Source organism: Achromobacter sp. SD115 (genome assembly GCF_017355315.1).
GTDB lineage: Bacteria > Pseudomonadota > Gammaproteobacteria > Burkholderiales > Burkholderiaceae_B > Achromobacter > Achromobacter xylosoxidans_B.
In genome coordinates this window covers 1-16,455 of sequence record NZ_JADIJM010000019.1, presented here as the reverse complement: position 1 = coordinate 16,455, position 16,455 = coordinate 1, and the positions used below count along the sequence as shown (strand labels likewise).

Sequence of the window (16,455 nt, the reverse complement as noted above, 5' to 3'; positions counted from 1 at the left end):
GGAACCGTCCCTTTCATTACGCTTAGATTGATTTGACGCAAGCGGACTCTCATCGATTGAGCCGCATCGCATGCGAGCCTGACTATCATTGATAACAAAGGCTTTGGCCCGTGGGGCCAGGCGTAGGCGAACAGGAGAAGGTCATGTCCGAGCACACCACTACCATGTTGATCATCATCGGCGCTGGCGTGGCGCTCATGCTGATCGGCTTCGGGCTGCGCGACCGCAATCTCGGCATGGGGCTGATGGGCGTAGGCCTGATCACGGCCCTGGGCACGATCATCTACAAGGCCTACATCACCTTCTATTGACCGCCTGTCGCGGCCGCCGGGGACTCAGCCCTTCTGCGCGTTGCGCGCGGTGCGCGCCAGCAGGCTGTCCAGCTGGTTGGCGAAGGCCTTGCGGTCGGCCTGGCTGAACGAAGCCGGGCCGCCCGTGTCCACGCCGCTGGCCCGCAGTTCTTCCATCATGTCCCGCAGCGCCAGCCGTTCCCGGATGGTTTCCGGCGAATAGCGCTCGCCGCGCGGGTTCAGCGCCAGCGCGCCTTTTTCCAGGACTTGCGCAGCCAACGGGATGTCGCCGGTGATGACCAGATCGCCCGGCTCCGCGCGTTCGGCGATATGGGCGTCGGCCACGTCGAAGCCGCGCGGCACCTGCACCGCGCGGATCAGCGGCGAGGGCGGGGTGTAAAGCATCTGGTTGGCCACCAGCGTCAGCGGCACCTGCCAGCGCTGGGCGGCGCGGAACAGGATGTCCTTGATGACTGCGGGGCAGGCGTCCGCATCGACCCAGATGTGCATGCGCTTACTTGTCCAGCGCGTTTTGCAGCACTTCGGCCACGATGTCGTTGGTGGACACGCCGCGTTCGGCCGCCAGGGCGCGCAGCTTGTCGGCGTGGGCCTGCGACAGCTTCAGCGGGAACGGCACCAGGCCGGCAGCCTGATCCAGCTTGCGCTGCTCGCGGCGGTCGGGCGCTTGCGAGGCGGTGCCGAAGCGGTCCGGCGTGGCGGCTTGCTTGAGTTGGCCGGCCAGCTTCAGGGCCTGGTTTTTCTGCAGATCGAATTTATTCATGGGAATTCCTGGTAGGGAGCGCAATCATAAGCGCAACCGGCTTTATTGCGGTTTGGCCTGTTCCAGCTTGGCCAGCCCTTCCTGGGCGCCGTCGTGCAGCGGCACGGTCAGCCCGCGCCGGGCGGTGGCCAGCCCCACTTGAGCGCCCTGGGCCGATCCGGCGGCCAGCAGGTCCTGCCCGGTCACGTAAACCGCGCGCACGATCACCAGGGCCTCATCGCGGGTCAGGTCGGCGGTGGTGAGCAGCAGCGCGGCCATGCCCACGGTGGGGATCGCTTCCGTCTGGTTGGGGTAGGTGCCGGCGGCGATGTCCAGCGGCATCAGTGCGTTGTCCTCGGCCGCGGTCAGCGTCTTGATGGCGGCAGGGTCCAGCGGCAGCAGCTTCAGGCGCGCCTGGGTCAGCGCGTCGCGCAGGGGCGTTGCAGGTACGCCGATGACCTGGGCGGCGGCGTCGACCGTGCCAGAGTTCAAGGCCGGCAGGGACTCCGTGAAGGGTGTGTCGGCCACCTTGTAGTCGCGGCCGGCCTGCAGGCCGTGGGCGGCCAGCACGGTTTCCAGCGTGGCGCGCACCGCCGAGCCTTCCGGCCCGAGGGCGATGGTCTTGCCCTTGAGGTCGCGCACGCCGCGCAGGGAAGCATCGTCGCGCACCACGATATGGACCAGTTCCGGATACAGGCTGCCCAGGGCGCGCAGCCCGGTGAACGGGCCCTGGCCCGCGAACGGCCCCTTGCCGTCGTAGGCGAGCCGCGCCGTGTCGGCCTGGGCCAGCCCGACCACGGCGTCGCCGCTGCGCAGCAGCGCGATATTCTCGGCGCCGCCGCCAGTGATCAGGGGCGAGACGCGGATCTGCTGCTTGCGCGCCACGTCGCTCAGGGCGCGCGCGAAGGCCACGTACTCGCCGCGGTCCGGGCCGCCGGCCAGCGGGTAGCCCTGTTGCATGCGGGCCAGCCGGCCGTTGATGCGCGCCACCGAGCGTTCCAGCTCCTGTTGCACCACGTGCTGCGCGGTGCTGGAGGCGCTATAGGAAACCGAATGGGTGATCTGGTCCAGCGTATCCAGCAACTGGCGCGTGACGGGCGGCGGCGCGCCGGTGTCCAGGTTGGGCGCCTCGGCTGCCTTGAATCCGGCCGGGGTCACCAGTTTCCAGGTATCGCCGTCCTTGCGGTAGATCGCGCTGGCGTGCGCGACGATGCGGTCGCCGGCCTGGTTGCCGCCGGATTTCACGCCGCTGATGCTGCGCGGGCCGGCCCCCAGCAGCGTGACCAGCGCGGCGGCGCCGGGCTGGTCCCAGGCGCCCAAAGTGACGTTGCGTCCCAGGTCCAGTTCGACGTCGTAATAGACCACGCGGCGGGTTTCGCCCGCGGGGGCGCTGTTGTCCGAGGCCGATCCCATGCGCTTGAGCTCGGCGATGCGGAACAGGCCGGCGCCATAGGCGGTGGTCAGGCTGTGCTCGACGTCGGCGCGCAAGGCGTCCGTATCCGGCGCGCGGCCGCAGGCCGCCAGCAGCAGGCAGAGACTCAGGATGACGAGGCGTTTGAACATGGTCACATACCCCCTACGAACGGCAAGGAGATCAGCGAAGTCAGCACGATCACGTTCAGGATGTCGACCAGGAAGGCGCCGGTGACCGGCACGACGATAAACGCTTCCGGCGCCGGGCCGTGGCGTCGCGTCAATGCTTGCATGTTGGCGATGGCGGTGGCGGTCGCGCCCAGCGCGAAGCCGCAGAACGCGGCCGACATGATGGCGGCCTCGTAGTCGCGCTTGAGCATGCGGAACACCACCCAGGCGGCGTACAGCGCGCATACCAGGGTCTGCACCACCAGCATCATCGCCAGGGGACCGGCCAGGCGCGCCACGCTGGACAGGTCCAGCGTCATCATGGTCATGCCCAGGAACAGCGACAGGGAGATGGTGCCGATGATCTCGGTGGCGCGGTCGTCCAGCTTCAGGCCCAGTCGTTCGCCGCCGTTGCGGATCAGCACGCCCGTGGCCAGGCACCAAAGGAAGTTCGGCAGGCTGACCGGGGCGTCCTCGACCAGCGCGGCCAGGTAGCCGCCCACCACCAGGCAGACCAGCGCGGCGGTCAGCGACACGATGTAGGAGCCCGCGGTGGACGTAGGCGCGTTTTCCATGAGGTCCGGGGCCTCGTGGCCGTCGCCCGGCACGTGGTCGAGGCTGCCGGCCAGCTTGTGGCGCCGCATGAGCCATTCGGCCACCGGTCCGCCCACCACGCCGCCCAGCACCAGCCCCAGGGTGGCGGAGGTCATCGCCAGCGCCATGACGTCCTGGATATTGTTGAAGTCGGCGAAGCGCGTGGCATAGGCCGCGCCCGTGCCGTGTCCGCCCACCAGCGTGATGGTGCCGCCCAGCAGGCCCATCAGCGGATGCATGTCCAGCAGCCAGGCCATGCCCAGCCCCACGGCGTTCTGCAGCACCAGGAAGGGGATCAGGGCCAGCAGGAAGGCGATCAGCCTGGGGCCGCCCTTGGCCAGCAGCTTGAGGTTGGCGGTCAGGCCGATGCTGCCGAAGAACAGCAGCAGCAAGGTCGGCTTGATGCTGGTTTCAAGCGAGACGGAAACGCCGCCCCAGGTGGACAGCAGATAGGCCAGCACGGCGAACAGCAGGCCGCCCACGATGGGGTCGGGAATGCTGTAGCGGGCGAGGACGCCGATCCTGGTGGTGAGCACGCGTCCGATGACCAGGACGAGGCAGCATGCCAGCAGCGATTGAACGGGCGTAAGCGAGATCATAGGTACCTTTGCGCCCTGTCAGGACACGGTGAACTTTCTGGCTATTGGAACCCTGCCGCCTCACACGGACTGAGGCTTATGTTACGTCCGCCGCGATAGCGGTGTACATGGGGGCAGGGGAGCGGCGCGCGGCGCGGAGCCGGGCGGGGCCGTGGCAGGAGACCGCCGCGGCCGGGCGGCGGCTAAAGCGGAAACGCGCGCGACATGTATTGCGCGCGTGGCCCGTAGCCGGCCAGTTTTTCAGCCAGGTCGGCGCTGTCTGCGCTGACGGGCTGATAGCCGTGGCGCTGCCAATAGCCCACGGCGGACTCCAGGGACACCAGGCTTGCCCGGCGCAAACCGCCTTCATGCGCGCTGGCCGCGGCGGCGCGCAGCAGCGCCTGGCCGACGCCCAACCCTTGCGCCGACGGCGCCACGGCGCAGTCGTGCAGGAACCAGTGGTCGGCATCGGCCGGCAACGCAGTCAGCGCGACGTCCAGCGCCGGGGGCAGTCCCGCGTCCCAGGGATAGGAGATCAGATAGCCCAGCAACCCGTCCAGATTGGCGGAAGCTTGCGCGACCCAGCAGTGCGTGGGGGCGAGCGTCAGGCGGTTCTGGAAGAAACCGGCGCTTTCCAGCAGGAAACCGGGATAGGCCAGGGTCTGGAGGGCCAGGATGGCGTTCACGTCGCTGGCCCGCATGGGCCGGACTCGATATTGCATGACAACCTGCGAAAACAAGAACTCGGGCGCATTTTACCGATGCGCGCGCGGTCCCCGGCTTTACAGGCCTTCACAAATTGGGGACACAGGTTCACCGGACTTTATTGTTTCCAGGGATCGGACCCCTAGAATTTGCCCTGGATTACCGGCTGATCGGGCTGCGGCGCATTTTATGAAAATTCAACGACCTGCTGCGCATACTGCTCGCCATAGTCCTGCAATCCGAGTCTAAAGCCATGCACATCCAGTTCCGGTCCGAACCCGCCGTTCAGCAAGTATTGACCAAATCGTTTCCCCTGGAAACGGTGTGGCCGGCTGCGCAGGCTCCCGTGCCGTACGACACCTGCGTGACTTGTGTGATTCCCTGCCTGAACGAATGCGAGAACCTGCGAGTGCTGCTGCCCTTGCTGCGCAACCGCCTGGAAGCGCTGTGCACCAGCTGGGAAATCATCGTGGCCGACGACGGCAGCACGGACGGCACGGAAGCGCTGATGGCCGAATGGACCGGGCACGATGGCTTCCGCTACGTGCAGCTGTCGCGCAACTTTGGCAAGGAAGCCGCGATCAGCGCCGGCCTGGAAGCGGCCACCGGCAATGCAGTGATTTGCCTGGACGCCGATCTGCAGCATCCCCCCGCGCTGATCGAGCAGATGCTGGCGCGCTGGGCGGCCGGCGTCGAAATGGTCTACGCCGTGCGCGAGACGCGCGCCGATGAATCCTGGGCCAAGCGCGCTGGCGCGCGCTGGTTCTACAAGCTTTTGAGCGGCGCGCGCGGCGTGGACGTGCCGCCGCACGCCGGCGATTTCCGCCTGATGGACCGCAGCGTGGTGGATGCGCTGATCGCCCTGCCCGAACGCACCCGTTTCATGAAGGGCCTGTACGCCTGGGTCGGCTTCAAGGGCGAGGCCCTGACCTATACCCCCGACGAGCGCATGCACGGCGACAGCCGCTTTGGCGGCATGCGCCTGTTCCGGCTGGCGCTGGACGGCCTGACTGCCTTCACCACTTGGCCGCTGCGCCTGGTCAGCCTGGTCGGCGTGGCTTTCGCCATGCTGGCGCTGGCCTATGCGGCTTACTTGGTGGGGGAATACCTGTTCTTCGGCAACGAGGTCTCGGGCTGGACGACGATCGTGACGGCGGTGCTGTTCTTTGCCGGCGTGAACCTGATTTCGCTGGGCGTGGTGGGCGAATACGTGTCCCGGATCTTCGATGAGGTGAAGGGCCGCCCGCTGTTTGTGGTGCGCCGCCGCCAGGGCCGGGCTTCCCGGCCGGGCCAAGGTTTGAGCTGACATGTCCGCCACCACTTTCTGGCGGCGTTCCGATTGGACCCCGCCGGCGGGACGCTTCCTGCTCGCGATAGGCGCGTGGCTTGCCTTCCTGGCCTGGCTCAGGCCGCTGACGCTGCCGGACGAAGGACGTTATGCCGGCGTGGCCTGGGACATGCTGCGCAGCGGCTCGCATGCGGTGCCCTTGCTGGACGGCATGCCGTATTTCCACAAGCCGCCGCTCTACTACTGGTTGACCGAGCTGTCCTTCTCGATCTTCGGCGTGCATCCCTGGGCGGCGCGGGTGCCTTCCTGGCTTGCCGCGTGGGGCGCCGTTGCGGCCCTGTATTGCTTCGTGCGGCGCTACCGCGATACCACGGCCGCCGCGCTGACCGTTCTGGTTCTCGCCACCCTGCCGTTTTTCTATGGTGGCGCGCAGTTTGCGAATCTGGACATGTTGGTTGCGGGCCTGATTACGCTGTGCGTGCTGGCCGCCGTGGATACGGCGCTGCGTATCGAGTGCGGTCAAGCCTGGCGTGCGATGTCGGTGGCGGCAGGTGTGCTGGCGGCGTTGGCGGTTCTGGCCAAGGGCCTGATCGGCCTGGCGTTGCCGGGCGCCATCCTGCTGATCTGGTTGCTGTGGGAGCGGCGCTGGCGCGGCCTGGCCGCGTTGCTGTGGCCACCCGCGCTGCTGGCGTTCATCGCCGTGGCGGCGCCGTGGTTCGTGCTGATGCAACTGCGCTATCCCGGTTTTTACGACTATTTCTTCGTCTACCAGCATTTCCAGCGCTTCGCGGCCAGCGGTTTCAACAACGCGCAGCCGTTCTGGTTCTACCTGCCGGTGGTCGTCGGGCTCAGTCTGCCATGGTCGCTATGGGGCGGCGGCATTCTGCGCAAGGCGTTCTGGGAAGGCCCCACGCGCAGCCTGCGGCGCCTGGCCTTGGTGTGGTTTGCCGTCGTACTGGTGTTTTTTTCGCTGCCGGACTCCAAGCTCGTGGGCTATGTCCTGCCGGCGCTGGCGCCGCTGGCCTTTCTGCTGGCGGAAGTGATCCAGGGCGCCAGGCGCGCCGATGCCGAAGGCACCGCGCGCCTGGTGCGTCTGAGCGCAGCCGTGGCGGCAGGCATCTGCGTCGTCGCGGTGGGCGTTGCGGCCAACAATGCGCGCGGCAGCGCCGCGCCCCTGGCCAAGGTGGTGCGCGAACAGGCGCGGCCGGAAGACACTTTTGTGTCGCTGCACACCTATCCCTTCGATCTGGCGCTGTACGCCAGAGCCGCGCGGCCCGCGTGGGTGGTGGACGACTGGCGCAACCCCGAGGTGCCGGTGCGCGACAACTGGCGCAAGGAACTGTACGACGCCGCCCAGTTCGATCCCGCGACGGGCGCGGAGGTGCTGCTCAGCCCGACGGAGTTCACTGCGCGCCTGTGCCAGGCGGCGGAAGGAGCGCGTTTCTGGGTTTGGGGTACCGCGGCGGACAACCCGGTCTATCCGCCGCTGCAGGGGCTGGCGCCCGTGGTCAGCAGCGTGAAGTACGTGATGTGGCGCGTCGACGTGGACGCGGCCTTCAGGCAGCGGGTTTGTGGCGGAATGCCCAGAACCGGCTGACGATGAAGGTCGCCACGGCGAGCCCGAGCAGGATCAGCGCGAGCAGGATGTCGTAGCGGATGGCGGTGTTGTGCAGCAGCCAGGCGTAAGCGGCTTCGTTGATGAGGAAGCCTATGGCTGACACAAAGAAGAAACGGCGCGCTGCTACCGTCCAGGGAGTTTTGGAATGTCGGAACGTAAGCCGGTAGTGGCCGGTGAAGGAAACCGCGAAGGCGATCAGCCAGCCCACCAGGTTGGCGGCCAGGGGCGGCATGCGGAAGAGTTCGACGCAACCCACGGCGACAGCCCAATGGGTGGCTGCGGCGGCGCATCCGACAGCAATGAAGGTGCTTACTTGTTGCAGCAGGGCGCGCATGAAGGCTGTGATGAAAGGGAAGTCAAAGGTATAGCGATGAGCAAACGTATCGTGGTCTGCGGTGACGATTTTGGCATGAATGCCGACATCGATGAAGGCATGATTGCGCTGGCCGGCATGGGCCGCCTGAGCGCGGTCAGTTGCCTCGCGCTGGGCCCTTCGTTCGCGGCGAACGCAGGGCGGCTGGCGCAGATGAACGTGGATATCGGCCTGCACGTGAACTTCACCGAAGCGCTTGAACCCGGCGCTGAACCCATGCCCACGCTGAGCCGGCTGATCCTCAACGCCTACACGGGCAGGCTGGACGGCGCCTGGGTCGAGGCGCTGCTGGAACGCCAGTTCGACGCCTTCGAGGCCGCGTTCGGCCGCGCGCCGGATTACGTCGATGGCCACCAGCACGTGCATCAGCTGCCCGGCATCCGCGAACGCCTGCTGCAGCTGCTCAAGCGCCGCTACGGAGCGCACATGCCGTGGCTGCGCCAGACGGCGCCAGGCATGCAGTTCGGCATACCCTTGAAGGAAGCCATCAAGGCGCGCGTCATCGGGGCGCTGGGCTCAGCGGCGCTGGCGCGCCAGGCGCGCCAGGACGGCATGCGCACCAATCGCCGGCTGCTGGGCGTCTACGGTTTCGAAGGCGGCAAGCGCCGCTATGCGGATCTGCTGCAGAACTGGCTGTTCAACGCGCGCGACTGCGACCTGCTCATGTGCCATCCGGCGATGGGCAGCCAGGACGGCTGCGCCATGTCGCGCCAGCGCCGCGCGGAATTCGACGTGCTGGCCAGCCCCAAGCTGGGTGATTGGCTCAACGCCAACGGCGTGCACATCTCGCGCTTGCCCGCCACGGCGCGCTGACCGGCTCCAGATCCTGTTGCGTGCGGCGCTAGCCGCCCGTCAGGCTCTGCAGCAGCCAGGCGCCCGCCGGCCCCAGCGCACGGCGCCGCGACCAGACCGCATCCACTCTGATGTGGCGCGGCCAGCCCGGCGCCTTCAACTCCACCAGTTGGTCCTGGCCGAAGCGCTGGATCATCCAGCGCGGCAGTTCGGTCCAGCCGAATCCGCGGCTGGCCATTTCCAGCAGCATCAGATAGCCGGGCGCCGACCAGGTGGCATAGGCCGGCTCGGCGTCCTTGTCGCCCAGTTCATACGTGCTCAGGCGCAGGGCGCGCTCGGATTTCAGTTGGTCTTCGGTGACCTGGGGCAGCTTGGCCAGAGGATGGCTGCGGCCCACGCACAAGACGATCTCCGACAGCTCCGCCAGCGTCGCGTGCGCCACGTCGGGCGGATAGCTGTCCTGCGCGGCCATCAGTCCCAGGTGAGCGCGTCCCTGCTGCACCAGCGCCACCACGTCCTCATATTCCGCGATCAGGCATTCGAAGCGCAGCGCCGGATAGCGCTGATCGATCTGGCTGAGCATGGTATCGAAGGTCTCGGACTGGAAGGTGTCGGACAGCACCACCGTCAGCCGGGGTTCCAGGCCCTCGGCCAACTGGCTGGCGCTGCGGTTCAGCCTGTCGTTCGCCGCCAGCACCTGCAGGGCCTGCCCCAGCAGCACCTGGCCGGCCTCGGTCAGCGTCGGCTGCCGCTGGCTGCGGTCGAACAGCATGACGTTCAGGTCCACCTCCAGGTTGGCCACGGTCTCGCTGACGGTGGACTGGCTTTTGCCGAGCTTGCGGGCGGCGGCGGAAAACGTGCCTTCGGAGGCGACCTGGGCGAACGCCGCCAGGGATTCCAGGGAGTGGCGCATGCGGGCAGGCTCTGGGGTAGGGCTGATGGGTTATCGGTTTTTCCGATGAAAACCATCTTTATGGTAACGGAAATATCGTCGAAAATCCCTGCCACTGAGTATCAACCGACCGCAGGTGGGTCATGACCCAAGCCAAGAAATCCCTCAAAGAACGTTTCCTTCACGCCTTTCTGTTCGAAATCATCGCCATCGGCCTGTGCGCCCCGGCGGCCGCCTGGGCCATGGGCAAGTCCCTGTTTGAAATGGGCGTGCTGACCGCGGTGATCGCCTGGATCGCGCTGGTCTGGAACATGATCTACAACGCGGGCTTTGACCGCATCGAGAACCGCATGGGTTGGACCCGCACGCTGCGGCTGCGCGTGGTGCACGCCTTCGGCTTCGAACTGGGCCTGATCCTGATCGTGATCCCGCTGGCGGCCTGGTGGCTCAATATCAGCCTGTGGCAGGCCTTCGTGCTGGATATCGCGCTGGTGCTGTTCTATCTTCCCTACGCCTTCCTCTACAACCTGGCGTACGACCGCTCGCGGCCGCGGGTCTTGCAGTGGCTGGCCCGCCGCAATGGGCAGGGCGCGCCGGCCGTCACGCGTCAATCACCTTGCGCGTGAACATCTCCAGGTAGTCCATCAGCGAGTCCGCGCCCTTGATGGCCGCGGACTCGTTGCCGGTGGCGATGCCTTCGGCCATCAGCATGTGGCGGCGCGCGCCTTCGGCAATGTCGCCCTCGTGCTGGTAGGCGTACCAGAAGCGCCGGCACTGGATGATCAGCGGCGCCACGGCGTTCACGGCCGAAGCATTGCGGCAGGCCTGGTGGCAGACGTGGTCCAGCAGCTGATCGGCATGCATGTAGTCGTCGAGATTGCCGCCTTCCGCCGCGCGTATCATCTGCGCCGCGCAATCCACGATCTGGCTGCGCTGAGCCGGCGTGGCGCGGCGCGCGGCGTTGGCCGCGATCAGTTGTTCCAGCGCCCGGCGGGTCTGGATCAGGTCCATGTGGTCGGCCAGCTGGATCATGGACACACGCAGGCCGCGCCGCGGCTCAGGGCGTATCAGCCCGGCTGCCACCATGCGCAGCAGCGCCTCGCGCAGCGGCGTGCGGCCCAGGCCGGTCTTTTCGACCAGATCCGCTTCGACGACCGCGCTGCCCGGTTGCAATTGCAGCGTGGCGATCATGCTTTCGATCTGGTCGTAGGCGACATCGGCGGCGCGCCGTTTGGATTCTGCTGCTGCCATCAACTATTGTTTTCCTTCGTTTTGCGCCACTGCGCGTAGGCCAGCCATTCGCCGACGAATCCGCGCCGGAAGAACGACACGCACAACACGAAAATCAGTCCAATGACGATGGTGACGATGTCGCCCAGGGTGGCAAGATAATTCTGCAAGCTGACGACCAGCGTCGCGCCCACCACCGGCCCCCATACCGTGCCGATGCCGCCCAGCAGCGTCATCAGCAGCACTTCCGTGGAGGTGGCGAGCGACACGTCGTTCAATGCAACCAGCTGGAGCACCAGCGCCTTCAGCGAACCGGCCAGGCCGGCGACCGCAGCCGACAGCACAAAGGCCAGCAGCTTGCACCGGTCTGTATCGTAACCTAGCGATATGGCGCGCGGCGCGTTGTCGCGGATGGTCTTGAGCACCTGGCCGAAGGGCGAATGGATCACCCGGTAGACAAACAGGAAGCCCAGTACAAACACCCCCAACGCGAAGTAATACATGTTGGCGTCGACGCTCAAATCCACCAGGCCCAGGAACTTGCCGCGCGGGATGCCCTGCATGCCGTCTTCGCCGCGCGTCCAGCCCACCTGCACGGCCATGAAGTACGCCACCTGCGACAGCGCCAGCGTGATCATCGCGAAGTAGATGCCGGTGCGCCGGATCGCCAGCCAGCCGATCGCGTAGCCGATGGCGGCGGCCATGGCCACGCCGCAGGCCATGGCGATCTCTGGCGGCAGGCCGCGGGCGCCGAACAGGATCATCATTTCGCCGGCCGCGTAGCCGGCCCAGCCGAAGAACGCGGCGTGGCCGAAAGACACCAGGCCGGTGAAGCCGGTCAGCAGGTTGAAGGCCAGCGCGAACAGCGCAAAGCACAGCACCTTCATCACAAACACGGGGTAGACGATCTGCGGGAAGAACGGCACCAGCAGGGCCGGCACCAGCAGCAGCGCCAGGATGCGGATCGAGGAGGGTATGCGCTGCACCTTATTTCTCCTTGCCGAACAGGCCGGCCGGGCGCGTCAGCAGAACGATCGCCATCACGATGAAGACGACCACCGTCGAGGCTTCGGGATAGAACACTTTGGTCAGCCCTTCCAGCAAGCCCAGGGCCAGTCCGGTGACGATGGCGCCCATGATGGAACCCAGCCCGCCGATCACGACCACGGCGAACACGATGTTCAGCAGGTTCGACCCCATCAGCGGGTTGATCTGCATGACCGGCGCGGCCAGCACCCCGGCCACGCCGGCCAGGGCCACGCCGAAGCCATAGGTCAGGGTGATCATCACCGGTACGTTGACGCCAAAGGCTTGCAGCAGCCTGGGGTTTTCGGTGCCGGCGCGCAGCATGGCGCCCAGCCGGGTCCGCTCGAACAGATACCAGGTGGCAAAGCACAGCACCAGGGACGCCACCACCACGAAAGCGCGGTAGGCCGGCAAGAACATGAAGCCCAGGTCGAAGCCGCCTTGCAGGACTTCAGGCGGCTCGTATCCGACGCCCGAGATGCCGTAGAAGTAGCGAAAGCCGCCTTCCATCATCAGCGCGATGCCGAAGGTCAGCAGCAGGCCGTACAGATGGTCCAGGTGGTAGAGCCGCTTGAGCAGCGTCTTCTCGATCGCGATGCCCACCAGCCCCACCAGCAGCGGCGCAACGATCAGCGCGGCCCAGAAGTTGATCTGCACGCCCGGCCCCAGCAGCTGCGGCAGCTGCGTGAAGCCGATCCAGGCCAGGAACGCCGCCATCATGAACTGGGCGCCGTGCGTGAAATTGACGATGTTGAGCAGGCCGAAGATGATGGCCAGCCCCATGCTCAGAATGGCGTAGAAGCAGCCGTTGATCAGCCCCACCAGCAGTTGGGCGAGCAAGGCGGGAAGCGAGATGTCGAACATAGTAGGCGGCGGGCGGACAGGTGTCGCGTCGATTTCCGGGAAGCGCGCGGCGGTGCGCCGCGGCCAGGGCAGCCGGCGCCGCACGCCAGGCGTGCGGCGCGTGGCGACTTTACGTCTTGTTCAACGAACACGCGGCCTGGGGTTTGGGAAACACGTCCTCGCCCTTGAGCACCGACTTCACGTTGTAGTAGTCCCAGGGCGCCTTGGATTCCTTGGGCGTCTTCACCTGCAACAGCAGCATGTCATGCACCAGCGCGCCGTCGGCACGCAGCTTGCCGTTGCGGATCACGGCGTCGTTGATGGTCATTTCGCGCAGCTTGGCCATCACTGCCGGCGCCTCGTCGGTGCCGGCGGCTTCGATCGCCTTCAGGTACGACAGCGTGGCCGAATACACGCCGGCCTGCGAGGCGGTCGGCATCTTCTTGGCCTTTTCAAAGAACTTCTTGGCCCAGGCGCGCGAGGCGTCGTCATAGTCCCAGTAGAAGGCTTCGGTCAGGTACATGCCCTGCGCCTTGGCCAGGCCCATGCTGTGCACGTCCGAGATATAGGTGAGCAGCGGCGCCACGATCTGTTTCTTGTTGATGCCGAGCTCGTTGGCCTGCTTGACCGCGTTGACGGTGTCGTTGCCGGCGTTGGCCAGCGCGATGACATCCGCCTTCGAGGCCTGCGCTTTCAACAGGAACGAGGAAAAATCATTGCCGGGGAAGGGGTGGCGCGACACGCCCACCACGCTGCCGCCATTCTCCTGGATGACCTCGGTGCCGTCCTTTTCCAGCGAGTGGCCGAAGGTGTAGTCGGCGGTGATGAAATACCAGCTCTTCTTGCCCTCCTTGACCAGCGCGCGCGCGGTGCCGGCGGCCAGGGCATAGGTGTTGGTGGTCCACTGGGCGTTCAGCGGCGAGCATTTCTCGCCCAGGATGGCGGTGGACAGGCCGGCCGACGGCATGGTCACGCGGTTCTTCTGTTTGGCGATCTCCATCACCGCCAGCGCGGTGGACGCGGTGGGGAAGTCGGTGATCATGTCGACCTTGCCCTGGTCGAACCATTCGCGCGCCAGGTTGGCGGCGACGTCGGGCTTGTTCTGGTGGTCAGCCGAAACCACTTCCACCGGCTTGCCCAGCACCTTGTTGCCCATTTCCTCGGCGGCCATGCGGGCCGCGATCACGGAGCCGTTGCCGGCCAGGTCGGAATAGACGCCGGACAGGTCGGTCAGGACGCCGATCTTGACCACGTCGTCGCTGACCTTGGTCTGGGCCTGGGCGGCGCCGATCATGCCGATGGCGAACAGCGCTGCTGAGATTCGATTCAATTTCATCTGACTACGCTCCGTGTAGGAAGGGGACTGCGGTCGGAAGGAATGTGGCTGGAAAACTCAAATGCCGAGCAGGGCGTTCAGCCTGTCCTGCGATTGCCGGACCTCGGCGCGGTCGATCACCGCTACCACCTGGCCGTGCTCGATGACGTAATGGCGGTCGGCCAGGTGCTGGGCAAAGCGGAAGTTCTGCTCGACCAGCACGGTGGTGTAGCCGCGCTCTTTCAATTGCCGGATCACGCGGCCCAGGGACTGCACGATGACCGGGGCCAGGCCTTCGGTGATCTCGTCCAGCAATAGCAGGCGGGCGCCGGTGCGCAGGATGCGCGCCATCGCCAGCATCTGCTGTTCGCCGCCCGACAGCCGCGTGCCAGGGCTGTGGGCGCGCTCTTTCAGGTTGGGGAACATGTCGTAGATCTCCGCCACCGACATGCCGTCCGGCCCCACCGAGGGCAGCAGCATGAGGTTTTCCTCGGCGCTCAAGGACGCATAGATGCCGCGTTCCTCGGGGCAATAGCCGATGCCGCGGCGCGCGATCTTGTGGGGCGGCAGGCCGACGGTCTCCTGGCCCTGGATCTTGATGGAGCCGCTGCGCCGGCCCACCAGGCCCAGGATGGACTTCAGCGTGGAGCTGCGGCCCGCGCCGTTGCGACCCAGCAAGGTCACGCATTCGCCCGGCTTTACGTCCAGGTCTATGCCGTGCAGGATGTGCGATTCGCCGTACCAGGCGTGCAGGTTGCGGATCTCCAGCATGCTGGGAGCAGCGGCGGCTTCATTCATCTTCGGCTCCCATGTAGGCTTCGCGCACCGCCGGGTTTTCCGACACGGTTGCGTAGGGGCCTTCGGCCAGGATCTCGCCCCGCTGCAACACGGTGATGGTGTCGGAGATGTCGGCCACCACTTTCATGTTGTGTTCGACCATGAGGATGGTGCGGCCCGCGCTGACCTGCTTGATCAGGTGCTTGACCCGGTCCACGTCTTCGTGGCCCATGCCCTGGGTGGGTTCGTCCAACAACAGCAGTTCGGGTTCCAGCGCCAGCGTGGTGGCGATCTCCAGCGTGCGCTTGCGGCCATAGGGCAGGTCGCCCGCGGCCACGTCCAGATGCGTGCGCAGGCCAACCTGGTCCAGCAGTTCCTCGACACGATGGTGCAGGCTTTCCAGCGTGCGTTCCGAACGCCAGAAGCAATAGTCCACGCCCAGCTTGCGCTGCAGGGCCACGCGCACGTTCTCGCGCACCGACAGCAGCGGGAACACGGCGGAAATCTGGAACGAGCGCACGATGCCGCGGCGGGCGATCTGCGCGGGGCGTTCCTGCGTGATGTCCACGCCGTCGTACAGGATCTCGCCGCGCGTCGGGATGTGGAACTTGGTCAGCAGATTGAAGAAAGTGGTCTTGCCCGCGCCGTTGGGGCCGATGAGCGCGTGGATGGCGCCGCGGCGCACGCTCATGTCGACGTTGTTGACCGCAACGAAGCCGCGGAATTCCTTGCTCAGGCCCCGGGTCTGAAGAATGATGTCGCTTTGCATGATGTCCGTTAGGCTTGCGGGAGGACAGGCCCTGGCGCGTCGCGGCTCCGCCACGCGCCAGGAGGTTCGTGCTTCTTCCGGAGCCCGGCCTTACTTCGACTGGTACTGCGCGGGGCGCTTGGCCAACGAGGCCTGGATGATGGCGGCGCAGCGTTCGCGCTCGGCCCCGACCAGCGGCAGGCGTGGACGGCGCACGTGCTCGTTGCCCACCCCGGCCAGCGTCTCGGCCAGCTTGATGTTCTGCACCAGCTTGGTCGACACATCCAGGTGCAAGAGCGGCGTGAACCACTGGTACAGCGCCAGCGCTTCCTGCCACTTGCCGGCCTTCATCAGGTCGTACAGGGCCACGGTCTCGCGCGGGAAGGCGGTCACCAATCCCGCCAGCAGGCCGTCGGCGCCCAGCGCCAGCGCTTCGAACGACAGGTCGTCCACGCCGATGAACAGTTGGTAGCGGGTGCCGAGCGCATTGCGCAGGTCGGTCAGGCGGCGCACGTCGTCGCTGCTTTCCTTGATGGCGACCAGCCACTTGCAGTCGGCCAGTTCGGCCATGTGCTCGGTCTTCAGGTCCACGCGGTAGGCGACGGGGTTGTTGTAGATCATGCAGGGCTTCTGCGCCGCTTCGGCCATGGTGCGGATGCTCTGCATCGCTTCGCGCGCATCCGCCACGTAGATCAGCGAGGGCATCAGCATGAAGCCGTCCACGCCCAGTTCCACGGCGGCCTTGATGAAGCGCAGCGCTTCGCGGGTGCTGGTTTCCGACACGTTGGCCAGGACGGGAATGCGGCCCGCGCTGACTTCGACCGCGCAGCGCGTCACTTCCAGCTTTTCTTCCAGGGTCAGGGTGCTGGCTTCGCCCAGCGAGCCGCAGGTGACCAGGCCATGGACGCCGTTGTCGATCAGGAAACCGAAGTGCTTGCGCATCGCCTCGAAGTCGAGGGTCTCGTCGGCATGGAACTTACTCGTTACGGCAGGAAAGACCCCCTGCCAAAGCACGTTACTCAACTGGCTTCTCCTCAAGATGCCG

At 66.3% G+C, this 16,455-nt stretch carries 19 protein-coding genes; 5 read left to right on the top strand and 14 right to left on the bottom strand.

Annotated features, from left to right (window positions below):
- Positions 1–143 precede the first annotated feature (143 nt).
- Entirely contained in the window at positions 144–311 is a 168-nt protein-coding gene (locus IPU70_RS23530; protein WP_013391454.1) for a hypothetical protein, read from the top strand.
- Positions 312–335: 24 nt separating this feature from the next.
- On the opposite strand, the gene IPU70_RS23525 is transcribed toward IPU70_RS23530, so the two are convergent.
- The 5 genes from IPU70_RS23525 to IPU70_RS23505 all read right to left on the bottom strand — a co-directional run bounded on the left by IPU70_RS23525 (position 336) and on the right by IPU70_RS23505 (position 4,504).
- Positions 336–800 carry a YaiI/YqxD family protein gene (locus IPU70_RS23525; protein WP_207470914.1) on the bottom strand — a complete coding sequence of 155 codons (465 nt, stop codon included), beginning with the start codon at positions 798–800 and terminating at the stop codon, positions 336–338.
- A gap of 4 nt (positions 801–804) precedes the next feature.
- On the bottom strand, positions 805–1,071 hold the full coding sequence (locus IPU70_RS23520) for a hypothetical protein (protein WP_207470912.1): 267 nt from the start codon (positions 1,069–1,071) through the stop codon (positions 805–807).
- A 42-nt stretch (positions 1,072–1,113) separates the two neighbouring features.
- Positions 1,114–2,619: a TAXI family TRAP transporter solute-binding subunit gene (locus IPU70_RS23515; protein WP_207470910.1), complete on the bottom strand. Its 1,506-nt coding sequence runs from the start codon at positions 2,617–2,619 to the stop codon at positions 1,114–1,116.
- Positions 2,616–3,824, bottom strand: coding sequence for a sodium/glutamate symporter (gltS, locus tag IPU70_RS23510; protein WP_207470907.1), 1,209 nt, complete (start codon positions 3,822–3,824; stop codon positions 2,616–2,618). The genes IPU70_RS23515 and gltS overlap by 4 nt, the downstream gene beginning before the upstream one ends.
- Before the next feature lie 182 nt (positions 3,825–4,006).
- A complete protein-coding gene (locus IPU70_RS23505) occupies positions 4,007–4,504 on the bottom strand; it encodes a GNAT family N-acetyltransferase (protein ID WP_207471139.1) in 498 nt (165 codons plus the stop codon).
- A 257-nt stretch (positions 4,505–4,761) separates the two neighbouring features.
- Here IPU70_RS23505 and IPU70_RS23500 point away from each other — a divergent pair, with 257 nt between their 5' ends.
- The gene (locus tag IPU70_RS23500; RefSeq protein ID WP_207470905.1) at positions 4,762–5,814 is read left to right on the top strand and encodes a glycosyltransferase family 2 protein; all 1,053 of its coding nucleotides are present in this window, start codon (positions 4,762–4,764) and stop codon (positions 5,812–5,814) included.
- A 1-nt stretch (position 5,815) separates the two neighbouring features.
- The gene (locus IPU70_RS23495) at positions 5,816–7,393 is read left to right on the top strand and encodes a glycosyltransferase family 39 protein (protein ID WP_207470903.1); all 1,578 of its coding nucleotides are present in this window, start codon (positions 5,816–5,818) and stop codon (positions 7,391–7,393) included.
- On the opposite strand, the gene IPU70_RS23490 is transcribed toward IPU70_RS23495, so the two are convergent.
- The gene (locus tag IPU70_RS23490) at positions 7,353–7,748 is read right to left on the bottom strand and encodes a GtrA family protein (protein ID WP_207470901.1); all 396 of its coding nucleotides are present in this window, start codon (positions 7,746–7,748) and stop codon (positions 7,353–7,355) included. The genes IPU70_RS23495 and IPU70_RS23490 overlap by 41 nt on opposite strands.
- Positions 7,749–7,784: 36 nt before the next feature.
- Between IPU70_RS23490 and IPU70_RS23485 the strand changes: the two genes are divergently transcribed.
- Entirely contained in the window at positions 7,785–8,600 is an 816-nt protein-coding gene (locus IPU70_RS23485) for a ChbG/HpnK family deacetylase (RefSeq protein ID WP_013391463.1), read from the top strand.
- Between the two features lie 28 nt (positions 8,601–8,628).
- Here the strand turns inward: IPU70_RS23485 and IPU70_RS23480 are convergent, their stop codons facing one another.
- Complete coding sequence (locus tag IPU70_RS23480; RefSeq protein WP_207470899.1) at positions 8,629–9,492, bottom strand: LysR family transcriptional regulator; 864 nt, start codon at positions 9,490–9,492, stop codon at positions 8,629–8,631.
- A 122-nt stretch (positions 9,493–9,614) separates the two neighbouring features.
- Here IPU70_RS23480 and IPU70_RS23475 point away from each other — a divergent pair, with 122 nt between their 5' ends.
- The gene (locus tag IPU70_RS23475) at positions 9,615–10,097 is read left to right on the top strand and encodes a multidrug/biocide efflux PACE transporter (RefSeq protein ID WP_207470892.1); all 483 of its coding nucleotides are present in this window, start codon (positions 9,615–9,617) and stop codon (positions 10,095–10,097) included.
- Here the strand turns inward: IPU70_RS23475 and IPU70_RS23470 are convergent.
- The 7 genes from IPU70_RS23470 to IPU70_RS23440 all read right to left on the bottom strand — a co-directional run bounded on the left by IPU70_RS23470 (position 10,072) and on the right by IPU70_RS23440 (position 16,433).
- Complete coding sequence (locus IPU70_RS23470; RefSeq protein ID WP_207470884.1) at positions 10,072–10,722, bottom strand: GntR family transcriptional regulator; 651 nt, start codon at positions 10,720–10,722, stop codon at positions 10,072–10,074. The two genes, IPU70_RS23475 and IPU70_RS23470, sit on opposite strands and share 26 nt — an antisense overlap.
- On the bottom strand, positions 10,722–11,687 hold the full coding sequence (locus IPU70_RS23465) for a branched-chain amino acid ABC transporter permease (RefSeq protein ID WP_207470882.1): 966 nt from the start codon (positions 11,685–11,687) through the stop codon (positions 10,722–10,724). Before IPU70_RS23465 ends, IPU70_RS23470 begins: the two co-directional genes overlap by 1 nt.
- A gap of 1 nt (position 11,688) precedes the next feature.
- The gene (locus tag IPU70_RS23460) at positions 11,689–12,591 is read right to left on the bottom strand and encodes a branched-chain amino acid ABC transporter permease (RefSeq protein ID WP_207470880.1); all 903 of its coding nucleotides are present in this window, start codon (positions 12,589–12,591) and stop codon (positions 11,689–11,691) included.
- Positions 12,592–12,700: 109 nt separating this feature from the next.
- Complete coding sequence (locus IPU70_RS23455; protein ID WP_207470878.1) at positions 12,701–13,906, bottom strand: ABC transporter substrate-binding protein; 1,206 nt, start codon at positions 13,904–13,906, stop codon at positions 12,701–12,703.
- 57 nt (positions 13,907–13,963) lie between these two features.
- Entirely contained in the window at positions 13,964–14,683 is a 720-nt protein-coding gene (locus IPU70_RS23450; protein ID WP_207470876.1) for an ABC transporter ATP-binding protein, read from the bottom strand.
- Positions 14,676–15,431 (bottom strand): ABC transporter ATP-binding protein, encoded by a 756-nt coding sequence (locus IPU70_RS23445; RefSeq protein WP_242702666.1) that lies wholly within the window; start codon positions 15,429–15,431, stop codon positions 14,676–14,678. The genes IPU70_RS23450 and IPU70_RS23445 overlap by 8 nt, the downstream gene beginning before the upstream one ends.
- 90 nt (positions 15,432–15,521) lie before the next feature.
- On the bottom strand, positions 15,522–16,433 hold the full coding sequence (locus IPU70_RS23440) for a dihydrodipicolinate synthase family protein (RefSeq protein WP_207471130.1): 912 nt from the start codon (positions 16,431–16,433) through the stop codon (positions 15,522–15,524).
- Positions 16,434–16,455: the final 22 nt, after the last annotated feature.

What these genes read in the sequence shown, in the direction of transcription:
- IPU70_RS23530 (WP_013391454.1), top strand. Translation starts at nt 144, where the DNA reads ATGTCCGAGCACACCACTACCATGTTGATCATCATCGGCGCTGGCGTG.
- IPU70_RS23525 (WP_207470914.1), bottom strand. Translation starts at nt 800, where the DNA reads ATGCACATCTGGGTCGATGCGGACGCCTGCCCCGCAGTCATCAAGGAC.
- IPU70_RS23520 (WP_207470912.1), bottom strand. Translation starts at nt 1,071, where the DNA reads ATGAATAAATTCGATCTGCAGAAAAACCAGGCCCTGAAGCTGGCCGGC.
- gltS (WP_207470907.1), bottom strand. Translation starts at nt 3,824, where the DNA reads ATGATCTCGCTTACGCCCGTTCAATCGCTGCTGGCATGCTGCCTCGTC.
- IPU70_RS23505 (WP_207471139.1), bottom strand. Translation starts at nt 4,504, where the DNA reads ATGCGGGCCAGCGACGTGAACGCCATCCTGGCCCTCCAGACCCTGGCC.
- IPU70_RS23500 (WP_207470905.1), top strand. Translation starts at nt 4,762, where the DNA reads ATGCACATCCAGTTCCGGTCCGAACCCGCCGTTCAGCAAGTATTGACC.
- IPU70_RS23495 (WP_207470903.1), top strand. Translation starts at nt 5,816, where the DNA reads ATGTCCGCCACCACTTTCTGGCGGCGTTCCGATTGGACCCCGCCGGCG.
- IPU70_RS23490 (WP_207470901.1), bottom strand. Translation starts at nt 7,748, where the DNA reads ATGCGCGCCCTGCTGCAACAAGTAAGCACCTTCATTGCTGTCGGATGC.
- IPU70_RS23485 (WP_013391463.1), top strand. Translation starts at nt 7,785, where the DNA reads ATGAGCAAACGTATCGTGGTCTGCGGTGACGATTTTGGCATGAATGCC.
- IPU70_RS23480 (WP_207470899.1), bottom strand. Translation starts at nt 9,492, where the DNA reads ATGCGCCACTCCCTGGAATCCCTGGCGGCGTTCGCCCAGGTCGCCTCC.
- IPU70_RS23475 (WP_207470892.1), top strand. Translation starts at nt 9,615, where the DNA reads ATGACCCAAGCCAAGAAATCCCTCAAAGAACGTTTCCTTCACGCCTTT.
- IPU70_RS23470 (WP_207470884.1), bottom strand. Translation starts at nt 10,722, where the DNA reads ATGGCAGCAGCAGAATCCAAACGGCGCGCCGCCGATGTCGCCTACGAC.
- IPU70_RS23460 (WP_207470880.1), bottom strand. Translation starts at nt 12,591, where the DNA reads ATGTTCGACATCTCGCTTCCCGCCTTGCTCGCCCAACTGCTGGTGGGG.
- IPU70_RS23455 (WP_207470878.1), bottom strand. Translation starts at nt 13,906, where the DNA reads ATGAAATTGAATCGAATCTCAGCAGCGCTGTTCGCCATCGGCATGATC.
- IPU70_RS23450 (WP_207470876.1), bottom strand. Translation starts at nt 14,683, where the DNA reads ATGAATGAAGCCGCCGCTGCTCCCAGCATGCTGGAGATCCGCAACCTG.
- IPU70_RS23445 (WP_242702666.1), bottom strand. Translation starts at nt 15,431, where the DNA reads ATGCAAAGCGACATCATTCTTCAGACCCGGGGCCTGAGCAAGGAATTC.